This is a genomic window from Undibacterium sp. TJN25, assembly GCF_049339885.1.
Classification (GTDB): domain Bacteria; phylum Pseudomonadota; class Gammaproteobacteria; order Burkholderiales; family Burkholderiaceae_D; genus Undibacterium.
The window spans coordinates 171,592-184,204 of record NZ_JBMPPM010000001.1 but is presented as its reverse complement, the minus strand read 5'-3'; the positions used below and the strand labels follow the sequence as shown (position 1 = coordinate 184,204).

12 protein-coding genes are annotated in these 12,613 nt (G+C 54.1%); all 12 read left to right on the top strand.

The features are described from left to right. Positions 1 to 44: 44 nt before the first annotated feature. The 12 genes from dnaQ to ACO0LO_RS00750 all read left to right on the top strand — a co-directional run bounded on the left by dnaQ (position 45) and on the right by ACO0LO_RS00750 (position 12,583). The gene (gene dnaQ, locus ACO0LO_RS00805; protein ID WP_422962291.1) at positions 45 to 770 is read left to right on the top strand and encodes a DNA polymerase III subunit epsilon; all 726 of its coding nucleotides are present in this window, start codon (positions 45 to 47) and stop codon (positions 768 to 770) included. 671 nt (positions 771 to 1,441) lie between these two features. Beyond that, complete coding sequence (gene flhD, locus ACO0LO_RS00800; RefSeq protein ID WP_325398828.1) at positions 1,442 to 1,759, top strand: flagellar transcriptional regulator FlhD; 318 nt, start codon at positions 1,442 to 1,444, stop codon at positions 1,757 to 1,759. Positions 1,760 to 1,812: 53 nt separating this feature from the next. Further along, a complete protein-coding gene (gene flhC / locus ACO0LO_RS00795) occupies positions 1,813 to 2,364 on the top strand; it encodes a flagellar transcriptional regulator FlhC (RefSeq protein ID WP_422962290.1) in 552 nt (183 codons plus the stop codon). Positions 2,365 to 2,385: 21 nt separating this feature from the next. Then, positions 2,386 to 3,189 (top strand): class I SAM-dependent methyltransferase, encoded by an 804-nt coding sequence (locus ACO0LO_RS00790; protein WP_422962289.1) that lies wholly within the window; start codon positions 2,386 to 2,388, stop codon positions 3,187 to 3,189. A gap of 162 nt (positions 3,190 to 3,351) precedes the next feature. Next, complete coding sequence (gene motA / locus ACO0LO_RS00785; protein WP_422962288.1) at positions 3,352 to 4,212, top strand: flagellar motor stator protein MotA; 861 nt, start codon at positions 3,352 to 3,354, stop codon at positions 4,210 to 4,212. Positions 4,213 to 4,234: 22 nt separating this feature from the next. Beyond that, a complete protein-coding gene (motB, locus tag ACO0LO_RS00780) occupies positions 4,235 to 5,161 on the top strand; it encodes a flagellar motor protein MotB (RefSeq protein WP_394778594.1) in 927 nt (308 codons plus the stop codon). A 50-nt stretch (positions 5,162 to 5,211) separates the two neighbouring features. Then, complete coding sequence (locus ACO0LO_RS00775; RefSeq protein WP_422962287.1) at positions 5,212 to 5,760, top strand: chemotaxis protein; 549 nt, start codon at positions 5,212 to 5,214, stop codon at positions 5,758 to 5,760. Between the two features lie 180 nt (positions 5,761 to 5,940). Beyond that, positions 5,941 to 6,306 carry a response regulator gene (locus ACO0LO_RS00770; RefSeq protein WP_422962806.1) on the top strand — a complete coding sequence of 122 codons (366 nt, stop codon included), beginning with the start codon at positions 5,941 to 5,943 and terminating at the stop codon, positions 6,304 to 6,306. A gap of 50 nt (positions 6,307 to 6,356) precedes the next feature. After that, entirely contained in the window at positions 6,357 to 8,396 is a 2,040-nt protein-coding gene (cheA, locus tag ACO0LO_RS00765; RefSeq protein WP_422962286.1) for a chemotaxis protein CheA, read from the top strand. Between the two features lie 73 nt (positions 8,397 to 8,469). Then, positions 8,470 to 8,979: a chemotaxis protein CheW gene (locus ACO0LO_RS00760; protein ID WP_422962285.1), complete on the top strand. Its 510-nt coding sequence runs from the start codon at positions 8,470 to 8,472 to the stop codon at positions 8,977 to 8,979. 118 nt (positions 8,980 to 9,097) lie between these two features. Then, complete coding sequence (locus tag ACO0LO_RS00755; RefSeq protein ID WP_422962284.1) at positions 9,098 to 10,843, top strand: methyl-accepting chemotaxis protein; 1,746 nt, start codon at positions 9,098 to 9,100, stop codon at positions 10,841 to 10,843. A gap of 189 nt (positions 10,844 to 11,032) precedes the next feature. After that, entirely contained in the window at positions 11,033 to 12,583 is a 1,551-nt protein-coding gene (locus tag ACO0LO_RS00750) for a methyl-accepting chemotaxis protein (RefSeq protein ID WP_422962283.1), read from the top strand. The last annotated feature ends 30 nt before the right edge of the window (positions 12,584 to 12,613 follow it).

The window sequence follows — 12,613 nt, the reverse complement described above, 5'->3', positions numbered from 1 at the left end:
AATGAATGGCGGCGTGACAGCCGCAGATTTCCGGACCATACCAAATGACGCGACAAATTGTCCTCGATACCGAAACCACAGGCCTGAATCCAAGATCGGGCGACAGGATCATAGAGATAGGCTGTGTGGAACTGGTCAATCGCAAGCTGACGGGCAATAATTTTCATCGCTACGTCAACCCGGAGCGCGATTCGGAAGAGGGCGCGCTGGCAGTCCATGGATTGACGACGGAATTCCTTCGCGACAAACCTAAATTTGCCGAAATCATTGATGAGCTGCGCGATTATGTCGCGGGCGCCGAAATCGTTATCCATAATGCCCCGTTCGACGTCGCTTTTCTGAATGCGGAATTCGCCTTGCTGGAGTTGCCTGAATTTACCCGGCATGTCGGTCAGGTGGTTGACACGCTGGTGCAGGCCAAGGAACTGCACCCTGGCAAGAAAAATTCGCTGGATGCCTTGTGCAGCCGCTACGGCATATCCAATGCGCACAGGAAGTTGCATGGCGCGCTGCTGGATGCGGAGTTACTGGCCGATGTGTTCCTGGCGATGTCCAGAGGGCAAAATAGCTTGACGATGGAGATGCAGGTTGAGGACGGCGGCCAGCAGGCGGGCGACCTGGCTCTGGATATCCCTTTGCCGGACGTGATAGTCGTTCTGGCATCCGATGCAGACATCGAGGCGCACAACGCGTTGTTGACCGGCCTGGATAAAGACTCCAAGGGCAAAACAATATGGCGCATGGAAGCCGGCGCTCCTGCCGCCGGTTAAATACCTGTGGCCAGTGGCCGCGCAGCAAGGATTGAAAATAGGGCGAATTTTTTTCGCCCTATTTTTTATCTTTTTTGTCTTTATGCCAAGGGATCATGCTTACATTTCCATTTCAGCGCCTATTTTTCAGGTGTTTTTATTTCTTCGATTCAAGAGAACAATAGCTTTTGTCAGACCAAATCGGGATTTTATTGTTTTTTTGATTATATTTTTCCAGCATAAATGCAACAGCAGTTACAGTTTCGACACAAATTTAAATAAATTTTGCATTCAGACCCTAAAGTTCTTGGCCTGCGGCACCGTTATAAATGACAGGTAAAAAGAATAAAAATATTTTTCGATTTACCCTAAAGTTCTGCAATTTGCTGCCGTTAATGTATTTGAGAGAGACGATATCCGCATGCGAATATTTGCTAACTCGTTGATTTAATATGGAATTTTCTTCTGAGGTCAAAGTTAAGAAAATTCTTCAAAAAATTTAATTTCTGCTTAGATTTATTTAGTGCAGATGCCAATATATAGCTTGTAGGGAATTTCCCTACGGGCTTATTCTGTTTTTCCTGTAAAAAAATACCGAGTTCTACCTATACACCGACGTTTTCCTAAGTCCCACAATGTATCTCACTGGCAACGAAATCAGCGCCAGGATAACAGTTTCGGGGGTAGGTAAAATGACACAGAACGATATGATGGCTGAGATTCGCGACGCAAATCTGAGTTACCTGATGCTCGCACAGCAAATGATCCGTGCCGACAAAGCAACTGCGATCTTCCGCTTGGGCATAGGCAAGGAAATCGCCGATCTGATCGAAGGCTTGAATAATGCCCAGATCTTGAAGCTGGCCGGTTCCAACATGATGCTGGCCCGTTTCCGCTTTGAAGATAGCGCGATCCTGTGCATGCTCACCAACTATAACAAAGAACGTGCACTGGCGCATTCGCACGCCGCTATCCTGATGGCAGGCCAACCGGTTGAAGAGATTCATTAATTCCCGGTTACGGTAGCATCCATCGGCAGAACGTGTAAATCAAGGTGATAAAAATGGCAAATAAAAGTGTAGTGAATGAAGCGCATGAAATCCAGTTGGCGATCGATCTGGTCAATCTTGGTGCGAGACTACAGCTTTTGGAATCCGAGACTTCCTTATCTCGCGAGCGTTTGCTGAAAATATACAAGGAATTGAAGGGCGTTTCCCCTCCAAAAGGGATGTTGCCGTTCTCTACCGATTGGTTTGTGACGTGGCAGCCGAATATTCACTCTTCGCTGTTCATGAATATCCATAAATACCTGCAGGACCATGCGGGTATTCGCGGCATTGACGCAGTGGTCAAGGCCTACCGGCTGTATCTGGAGCAGGCGCCCGTAGCCGCTGGTGAAGAGCCTGTGCTGTCGTTGACCCGTGCCTGGACCCTGGTGAGGTTCTTTGACGGAAAAATGTTAACGTTTGCAAAATGCCGCAAATGCAACGGCCAGTTTGTTGCACATACGCTGGATTTGCATGATGATTACGCGTGCGGTTTGTGCCATGTGCCATCCCGTGCCGGTAAAACCAAGAAATCCAGGGAGTCGGAAGCGATGGCCATGGTGGCATAATGTTTGTAGCGTGGGGAATATTTGGGCGTTCAATCCGATCATGACGAAGCTGATTCTCCAGTAGCAAACACAAAGGCAATGCTGCCTGCGCTGCATGCATTGCTGATACAAGTCTTCTCCCTGCTTCTTTGCAGCGCGGCCGTTTTTATTCTTGCCGCTGCATTCAGGTTTCAACCCCCGCTGTATGTCGCTGTCATCCTTCAGGCCGGTCTCGCTGCCGGCATCGCCTGCCTGCGCGGCATGGATTGGTGGTGGTGGTGCATACAGCTGCTGTTCCCACCCGCAATTGTTGTATTTCTCGCTGTCGGCTTTCCACCTTCCTATTTCCTGTTCGGCTTCCTGTTTTTGCTGTTGTTATTTTGGTCCACTTACCGGACCCAAGTTCCCTATTACCCCTCCCGGGCCTCCCTTTTTCCTTTTGTGCGGGACTTGCTGCCTGTCGGGAAAGCGGTGCAGTTCATCGACATCGGCAGCGGCCTCGGTGGACTGGTAATCAGTCTGGCAAAAGCTCGGCGCGATGCCGGTTTCACGGGCGTGGAGATCGCGCCTTTACCCTGGTGCATCAGCTACTTACGGGCAAAACTGAGCCGCTCAAACGCTCATTTTTTGTTGCAAAATTATATGGAACTGAACCTGCAATCCTATGATTTTGTGTTTGCCTACCTGTCGCCGGCGGCTATGCCCGGGCTATGGCAAAAAGCGAAATCTGAGATGCGCGCGGGTGCCATGTTGCTCAGTTATGAGTTTGTGATTCCCGGTGCGGAGCCGGATTTGTGCATAAATACGGGGGATAACGCTCCCATTCTTTACGCTTGGCGCATATAATGCCAGCTATGAAATGTATTTTTTGGGCAATTTTTCACTTAAATTAAGGCATTTTATCGATAGACCGTAGATTCTCTCGCGGAGCATGTTTCCAGCGCCGGACTAAATCAAATGCTTCAGCAGGTATAAATTGTTGTTTCTCTTTTTTAGGAGTCATCGGTCGTGTTAGTTATCGTCGGCTATATTGTAGTCATGGGGTCCGTTTTCGGCGGATTTGTGATGTCCGGTGGGCACGTTGCGGTGTTGTTCCAGCCGCTGGAGCTGCTCATGATCGGTGGTGCGGCAGTCGGTGCCGCGCTGGTGGGGAATAATTCCAAGTCCCTGAAGGCCTCGTTGAAGGCGCTGCCTGGAGTGCTGAAAGGCTCTAAATTCAATAAGCAGCTCTATATGGAGCTGATGACCATGCTGTTCGACGTGCTGACCAAGGTTCGCAAAGAGGGTCTGATGTCGATCGAGGGCGATATCGAAAAGCCGGAAGAGAGCCCCCTGTTCAGCAAATATCCTGCCGTGCTCGGCGACCATCACATGATGGAATTCATCTGCGATTACCTGCGCCTGATGGTGTCCGGCAATATGGATGCCTTCCAGATCGAGAACCTGATGGACAACGAACTGGAAACCCATCACCACGAAGGTGCAATCCCTGCCCATTTCGTTGCCAAGCTTGGCGACGGCCTGCCTGCCTTCGGTATTGTTGCGGCGGTAATGGGCGTGGTGCATACGATGGAGTCGGTCGGCATCCCGCCGGCAGAGTTGGGCATCTTGATTGCCCATGCGCTGGTCGGTACTTTCCTCGGTATCTTGCTTGCCTACGGTTTCGTTGGCCCGCTCTCCACCCTGCTGGAACAGCAGCTGGATGAGTCTTCCAAGGCGCTGCAATGCATCAAGGTGACGCTGCTCGCCAGCCTGAACGGATATGCGCCGGCACTGGCGGTGGAATTCGGCCGCAAAGTGCTGTACTCAACCGAGCGGCCGACCTTCTCGGAACTGGAAGACCATATTAAACAGTCTAAATCGAAATAATCAGCTTGATTAGAGGTGCGTGATGGCGAATGAAGAACTTCGGCCAATTATAGTTAAGCGGATCAAGAAGACTGCCGGCGGCCATCATGGCGGCGCCTGGAAAATTGCGTATGCCGACTTCGTGACGGCGATGATGGCATTCTTCTTGCTGATGTGGCTGCTGGGGTCGACCGCGAAGGGCAACCTGCAGGGTATTGCCGAGTATTTCCAGACGCCGCTGAAAGTGGCGATGGCCGGGGGCGAAGGCAGCGGCGATAGTTCCAGCGTGATCAAGGGCGGCGGCAAGGACCTGACCATGAGTACCGGCCAGGAAAAGCGCGGCGACGTGGCTGCTAAAAAGAAAACCATCAACTTGCAGGCAGCGGAAGCCGCGCTGGCCAAGGCAGACGCTGAACGCCTGAAGACCTTGAAAGCCAAGATCGAGGCGGTAATCGATGCCAATCCTACACTGAAGCAGTATAAAAACCAGCTGCTGCTGGACTTGACGACCGAAGGCCTGCGTATCCAGATGGTGGATGAACAGAACCGGCCCATGTTCGCATCGGCCAAGGCGGAGCTGCAACCGTATACGCGCGAGATCCTGACCGAGATCGGCAAGGCCTTGAATGACGTGCCTAACCGCATCAGCCTGTCCGGGCATACCGACGCGGCGCCTTACGGCAGCGGCGAAAAGGGGTATAGCAACTGGGAACTGTCGGCCGACCGCGCGAACGCGTCGCGCCGGGCGCTGATCCTCGGTGGCATGGACGAAGCGAAAGTGCTGAGGGTGGTAGGGTTGTCTTCATCGGTACTGTTCGACAAGACCGATCCGCTGAACCCGATCAACCGTCGCATCAGCATCATCGTAATGAACAAGAAAGCGGAAGAAGCGGCAGAGACGGATGGCGGCTCCATAGAGGTAACGACGCCGGCCGATCCGGGCGCCGGCGTATCCGTTAAAGCGAACTAGCTGCATGACGAAGCACCGTCTGAACAAATCGAGAAACTGGGATGCCTGATATGCCGAAAAAGAAAACCTTGGGCCCTCAAGTAAAACGGCTGCTGACCGGTGTTTCAGACCACGGCAATGAACATCTGCTTGAGGTGGAAACCGACCTGGTGCAGACCACGATACTGCTTGCCGAAGCCATCGAAAAATTGGGCACGAGCTTCCTCGCGCTACATGCCGCCATCTCTGCCCAGCAGCAGGAAATTGACCTGCTGATTTCTTCCGGAACGGCGTCGGATGCAACCGTGGACAAGCTGAAAGTGATCCAGGGCGACATTACCCAGCACATCAATTCCGCGGTGACCAGCCTGCAGTTCCAGGATTTGACAAGCCAGCTCATTTCGCGCACGGTGCAAAGAAGCGCCGGCTTGCGCGAGGTATTGAGCACCCTGGGCATCATCGGCGGCGATATCCCCCAGGATGGCGGAAGCGACGAGATTGCCGTGCTGCTGAAAGAGATCACGATGCGGCTGGAAACGCAGAGCCAGGAATTGAAGGGCTTGCTACGCAAAGCGGTAACGCAAAAGCACCTGGACAGCGGCGATATAGAATTATTTTAGCCAGCAGGCCGAAGTGCCGCAAAGGCACGCAAGCAGATTGCGCAAAGGAGCCTTTGGCAGCACTTGAGCCAGCGGCTACGTAAGATTCCGATCAGGTCCGTGCAATGACAAGCCCGAACGGATTGGTAGGTGGAGTGATAAATCTAGGCGAAAGCCTTAAATTTGCATAATGGAGTAATGATGACCAAGACAATATTAGCGGTGGACGATTCCGGTTCGCTGAGGCAGATGGTGGCGTTCAGCTTGAAAGCCGCGGGTTATCAGGTAATTGAGGCCGTAGACGGACAGGATGGCCTGGAAAAAGCGCGCAACCAGGTAGTCGATCTGGTGCTGACCGACCAGAACATGCCCCGCATGGACGGCCTGACGCTGATCAAGTCCTTGCGCGGCCTGCCGAGCTACCAGCGGGTGCCTATCCTGATGTTGACGACCGAGTCCAGCGACGACATGAAAGCCAAGGGCCGCGCGGCGGGCGCCAATGGCTGGCTGGTAAAACCTTTCGATCCGCAGAAGCTGACGGAAGTGGTCAAGAAAGTGATTGGTTGACTATCGATGGATAGTTTGCGACCAATCAGAGTACATCACGGAGTGAGATAATGACCATTGATATGAGTCAGTTTTATCAAGTCTTTTTCGACGAGGCAGAGGAGCTGCTCGCCGAAAAAGAGAAGTTGTTACTGGCTGTCGACGTTTCATCTCCGAGCGAAGAAGAGCTCAATGCCATATTCCGTACCGCCCATTCAATCAAGGGAGGCGCATCTACTTTCGGTCTGACCGATATGTCGGAAGTGACCCACATCCTGGAATCCTTGCTGGACAAGATCCGCAAGGGCGAAATGGCACTGACATCCGAGCACGTGGACGCCTTCCTGGTCGCGAAAGATATTTTGAAAATGCAGCTGGACGGTCACAAGCTGGGGTCCCCGGTGGACCAGGACGCTGTTGCCGATGTGCGCATGCTGCTGCAGTCGCTGTCGCAGGACGTGGTGCCGCTGGTCAAGCCCCCGGTCAGTTACGTTGAACCGCTGATTGACCATGCTGCACAGAATTACTCTTCGCTGTTTACGATAGGCCTGCCCAAACTGCCGCCCGACGATGTGGCGGCGCTGATGGCTGAACTGGGCCTGCTGGGCTCCATCAGCAAGGCAGACGGCAGCGACGGCAAGTTTGTGCTGACGCTGAAGACCAGCGAAAGCCAGGACGATATCGTTGCCATCTGTTCTTTCATTATGGACCCGGACGATCTGAAGATCACGATGGAAAAGATCGCCGCGCCTGCTGCGGACGCCGGCTTGTCGGAAGATGAGCTGGGCTATGGTTTTTTCGAACCGCTGGAATCCATGTTCCCGCCGGAGAACCCGTCTGCCCAGAATGCCGCGGCTGGCGCTGCAAGCGCGCCTGCAGTAGCGGGCACACCGACGGCAGACAAGAAAACACCAGTAAAAAAAGAAGCAGAAAAACTGACGGTGTCGCAGGAATCGTCAACCATCAGGGTGGGCATAGAAAAGGTGGATCAGCTCATCAACCTGATCGGCGAACTGGTCATCACGCAAGCCATGCTGGAGCAGCGCACCAATCACCTGGACCCTATCCATCACGAGCGCCTGCTGAGCAGTGTCGGCCAGTTGACCAGGAATACCCGTGACCTGCAGGAAGCCGTAATGTCCATCCGCATGATGCCGATGGATTATGTATTTTCACGCTTCCCGCGCATGGTGCGCGACCTTGCCCACAAGCTGGGCAAGAAGGTGGAATTCATTACGTATGGCGCGTCCACCGAACTGGATAAGGGCCTGATTGAACGTATCGTCGATCCGCTGACGCACTTGGTCAGGAACAGTATCGACCACGGCATAGAGATGCCGGAAACACGGGCCGCTGCGCGCAAAAGTGAAACAGGAAAACTGTCATTGTCTGCGGTGCATCAGGGCGGCAATATCGTCATTGAAGTCAGCGACGACGGCGGCGGCCTGAACCGTGAGCGGATACTGGCAAAGGCGAAACAGAATGGGATCGCCGTCTCCGATACGATGACCGATAGCGAAGTGTGGCTGCTGATCTTCGCCCCAGGATTCTCCACTGCCGAAACCGTGACCGATGTATCCGGCCGCGGCGTGGGCATGGACGTGGTCAAGCGGAATATCACGCAGATGGGCGGCGTAGTGGACGTCCGCTCGGCCAAGGGATTCGGTACGACGATTACCATTTCCCTGCCGTTGACGCTGGCGATCCTGGATGGCATGTCGATCAAGGTCGGCGAGGAGATTTATATCCTGCCGCTGGGCTTTGTCATGGAATCGCTGCAGCCTGCACCGGAAGACGTCAAGGAAATCAGCGGCAAGGGCCGTGTGGTCAAAGTGCGCGATGAATATCTTCCGCTGATTGCCCTGTATGAGGCATTCGATATCCAGCCGAAGTTTGCCAAGCCCTCCGAAGGCATTGTCGTCATTGTCGAAGTGGACGGAAAAAAAGCGGCACTGTTTGTCGACGACCTGGTTGGCCAGCAGCAGGTAGTGGTGAAAAATATCGAATCCAATTATCGTAAGGTGCCCGGTATTTCCGGTGCAACGATACTGGGTGACGGCGGCGTCTCGCTGATTCTGGATGTGGCTGCCTTGTTGCGCTCCGCCAGGTGACTACGCCAGTCAGCGAATGAAGATTCAACTGAAGAATTCAGGCTAATGAAGTTTTGTTTACCGGGGAATGAAGATGACACAAAATGCGCAGGCATCTGGCAGTAGTAGCGAAGGTTCGGGGCTGGATATTGCAGGCCAGGAGTTCCTGGCTTTTACTTTGGGCAGGGAAGAATACGGCATTGACATCCTGAAGGTGCAGGAGATCCGCGGTTACGAAGCGGTGACCCGCATTGCGAATGCGCCGGACTTCCTGAAAGGGGTGATCAACCTGCGCGGGATCATCGTGCCGGTGGTGGACATGCGCATCAAGTTCAACCTGGGTGAGCCGACGTACGACCAGTTCACGGTAGTGATTATCTTGAATATCGGCGGCAGGATAGTCGGAATGGTGGTGGACAGCGTATCGGACGTCACGACGCTGCTGCCGGAGCAGGTGAGGGCGGCGCCGGAAATGGGCACGACCTTCAGCACCGATTTTCTGATTGGGTTGGGCACGCTCGAAGAGCGCATGCTGATCCTGGTCGACATCGATAAATTGATGTCCAGCCCCGAAATGGGCCTTGCCGAGCAAATGGCCGCCTGACGGATTTGCTTCGACTTACCCGGCATTGCCGGGCAAGCCGGCTTTACGGCAGCACAAAAGTGGTTTCATAAAAGTAGTCCACAATAATAATAAAAATCATAAACAGGAGATATTGGCGATGAATTTACGCGACATTCGTATTGGCGCTCGTTTGGGAATAGGCTTTGGTTTAATTTTAGGCGGACTGATTTTGTTGCTGGCTCTGGCAACCACGCTGTCAACTCAAAACCGGGCGGCAATGGTCGATGCAGTGAGTGCGGCTGCCAAAAAACAGGCCTTGGCCAATGCAATGAAAAGTGCCTTGCTGGAAGGCGGTATTGCGATGCGCAATATCGGCATACAGTCCGATGTCGGCGAAATGCAGAAGCAGGACGGCGTGGTGAAAGAGCAGCGTACTCGCTACGAGAAGGCCAAGACTGAATTGTCCAAATACGGCCTGAGCGACGATGAGAAAAAAATCGTCGCTGAACTGGGCAAGATCGACCAGGATATCGAAAAACCCTTTAAAGATGCGGTTGGGCAGGCTCTGGCTTTCAATTCCGAAGGCGCCGTCAAGATCATTTCCGGCGTTATTGATCCGCTGAGCGTACGATCGATGGTAGAAATCAGCAAGCTGGTTGCGCTACAGGAAAAATCCTCCGCCGAATCAGTCGACGCTTCTGCCGCCACCGGCAAGAAACTGTCTTTTGCCCTGTATGGTGTACTGTTGCTGGCACTGGTGCTGAGCGCCGTGTTCACGCTGATCCTCACCCGCAGCATCACCCGTCCTTTGCAAACGGCACTGGAACTGGCAGAGAAAGTCGCCAGTGGCGACCTGACTTCGCAGGTTGAGGCCGAGGGCAAGGATGAGGTTGCGGCTTTATTGCGGGCATTGAAAGCGATGAATGACAGCCTGGCCGCGACGGTCGGTAAAGTGCGGGTAGGAACTGAAACCATCACCGTGGCCTCTCAGGAAATCGCCTCCGGCAATGCCGATCTGTCTTCCCGTACCGAATCGCAGGCCAGTTCGCTGGAAGAGACTGCTTCCTCCATGGAAGAACTGACCAGCACGGTCAGGCAGAATGCCGACAATGCGCGCCAGGCAAACCAGCTGGTGGTATCGGCCAGCGGTGTGGCCGTCAAGGGCGGCGCCGTGGTGGGACAGGTCGTTACTACCATGGGCTCGATCAAGGACAGCTCGCGCAAGATCGTGGACATCATCGGCGTCATCGACGGCATCGCCTTCCAGACCAATATCCTGGCGCTGAATGCGGCAGTAGAAGCAGCGCGTGCCGGCGAGCAGGGCCGCGGTTTTGCGGTGGTTGCATCCGAAGTGCGCAACCTGGCGCAGCGCAGCGCCGGTGCGGCGAAAGAAATCAAGACGCTGATCAGCGACTCGGTCGACAAGGTGGACCAGGGCAGCAAGCTCGTGGATGAGGCCGGCAAGACCATGGATGAAATCGTCACCAGCGTACAGCACGTGGCCGACATCATGAGCGAGATCACTGCGGCCAGCCAGGAGCAGAGTTCCGGTATTGAACAGGTCAACCTGGCGATCACGCAGATGGATGAAATGACGCAGCAGAATGCCGCGCTGGTGGAGCAGGCTGCTGCTGCAGCGGAAAGCATGGAAGAGCAGGCGGTTGCGCTGGCCGAGGCCGTCAGCGTGTTCAAGCTGGCAGCAGGGCCGTCGTCGGCGCAATTATACTCCGCGCCGGCAAGGCCAGCCGCCAGGGTGGGCAGTGCCTCTGCCGGCATCACTGCGAAGGTAGCGAAGCCTGCTCCCAAGCGCGTCTCGATGGCGTCAGCGCCGTCCGGAAAACCCGCCAGCCAGAGCAAGACCCCGGTAAAAGAATCAGGTGCGGATGAGTGGGAAGAGTTTTAAGCTGGGCAAAGTAAAGAGAATTTGGCTGATATGCCGGCTCATTTGCAAAATAAGGCGAGTTGCATGCCGATGTTGCAGAGTTGCCTCTATCAGCCACCGTTGCAGAACTGCAGGAATGGATAGCAGGCTCGCGTTCATCTGATATTGCTCTCCATGTCGCAGGTGTGATGTACTGTCAGTGGAGAGCGTATGCACAGATTTTCTGTATTCACCCAATGCCTTGTTTATGGCGTGCTCGGCCTGATTGCCAGCTTGCTGGTAACGGCTTGTGCCGGATGGGCCGGTGTGGACAGTTCACCCTACCTGGTGGTCTTCGTGGCGTCTGCCGCGGGCATCGCAATTCCGCTTGCCGCCTATTATCGCAATGTGTCGTCCAACTCCGGTTTTTCAAAAAAGATAGCCGAAGAACTGGACCACATCATGATAGGTTCGGCAGAGACTTCTTATTTCGTCGATTCGATCAAGAAAAAAATCTCGCAGGATGTCGGCACCACCAACACGGTTGCCGGCATCACCGATGACGTGGCAAAAAGCACGCAGGAAATCGCAGACAGCGCCGTTAAGGCGTCCGACTCTGCCACCCAGTTGCGTAGCGATAGTGCTGCCGGCAAAAGCGAGGTCGATGCCCGCATCCAGCAGATCAACAGCGTTCGCCAGGAGGCTGATCAGGCATCGGCAGGCATGGCCGTGTTGCAGGAAAAGTCCAAGCGCATTCACGTCATTGCGGATGTCATCAATGAAATTGCAACGCGCACCAACTTGCTGGCGCTAAATGCCGCGATCGAGGCGGCCAGGGCAGGCGAGAACGGTCGCGGCTTTGCCGTGGTGGCGGGCGAAGTGCGCGAGCTGGCGCAGAGAACTAAAACCGCTACCGACGATATCCGCGTCATGCTGAGGGAAATCAATGACGAGGCCGAACATGCATCGCTGGGCATGTCGCGGCTGGCGGACCGCGTGGTTGAAACGGCCAATGGCATACAGAAGGTGCACTCGTACTTCAATAACATCGAAAAATCGGCGGACCATTCCGAACACCAGATCAAGCTGATCGCGGAGTTGGCGAAAACGCACGTCAAAGACGCACAGTCCATTTCTGTGTCAATCGGTAAAATCCGTGAAGGCATGATTGCGACCGAGGCCAGCCTGCCGCAGGTGATCGCTTCCGCAACCGGCTTGTCGGAGTTGTCGGAAGTGTTGTTTAACGAAATAAGTTCGTTAAATATTGTCACCCAGCATGATCCTGTGAGGAAAGCTGCGCTGGCAACCGTTATAGTGATAGAAAAGTTGTTCGCCGATGCGCTGAAGTCGGGGCAAATCAGCATGAGTCAATTATTTGACCGCAGCTACGCGCCGATAGCGGATACCAATCCCAAAAAGTACACGACCGCGTTCGATGCTTTTACCGATCGTGTTTTGCCGCCGGTACAGGAGGCGCTGCTGGCTGCAATGCCGAAGCTGGTCTATGCAGGGGCGGTGGATAACAATGGATATTTCCCTACCCATAATAAAAAATTCTCGCAAAAGCTGACGGGAAACTACGAAAAGGACCTGATCAATAACCGTACCAAGCGCATCTTTGACGATCGCACAGGGTCGCGCTGCGGTTCAAATACAAAACCCTTCCTGCTACAGACCTATAAGCGCGATACCGGCGAAGTGATGCATGACCTGTCGGTGCCTATCTATATAGCGGGAAAACACTGGGGCGGCTTCCGAATCGGTTACCGTTCCATGGAATAAAAGCGAAAATGGCGGACCATCTCCTCGATA

Excerpts from the sequence above, each read along its gene's own strand:
- cheA (WP_422962286.1), top strand. The coding sequence starts at position 6,357 with ATGACCATTGATATGAGTCAGTTTTATCAAGTCTTTTTCGACGAGGCA.
- ACO0LO_RS00770 (WP_422962806.1), top strand. The coding sequence starts at position 5,941 with ATGACCAAGACAATATTAGCGGTGGACGATTCCGGTTCGCTGAGGCAG.
- ACO0LO_RS00775 (WP_422962287.1), top strand. The coding sequence starts at position 5,212 with ATGCCGAAAAAGAAAACCTTGGGCCCTCAAGTAAAACGGCTGCTGACC.
- flhC (WP_422962290.1), top strand. The coding sequence starts at position 1,813 with ATGGCAAATAAAAGTGTAGTGAATGAAGCGCATGAAATCCAGTTGGCG.
- dnaQ (WP_422962291.1), top strand. The coding sequence starts at position 45 with ATGACGCGACAAATTGTCCTCGATACCGAAACCACAGGCCTGAATCCA.
- ACO0LO_RS00750 (WP_422962283.1), top strand. The coding sequence starts at position 11,033 with ATGCACAGATTTTCTGTATTCACCCAATGCCTTGTTTATGGCGTGCTC.
- ACO0LO_RS00755 (WP_422962284.1), top strand. The coding sequence starts at position 9,098 with ATGAATTTACGCGACATTCGTATTGGCGCTCGTTTGGGAATAGGCTTT.
- motB (WP_394778594.1), top strand. The coding sequence starts at position 4,235 with ATGGCGAATGAAGAACTTCGGCCAATTATAGTTAAGCGGATCAAGAAG.
- ACO0LO_RS00760 (WP_422962285.1), top strand. The coding sequence starts at position 8,470 with ATGACACAAAATGCGCAGGCATCTGGCAGTAGTAGCGAAGGTTCGGGG.
- flhD (WP_325398828.1), top strand. The coding sequence starts at position 1,442 with ATGACACAGAACGATATGATGGCTGAGATTCGCGACGCAAATCTGAGT.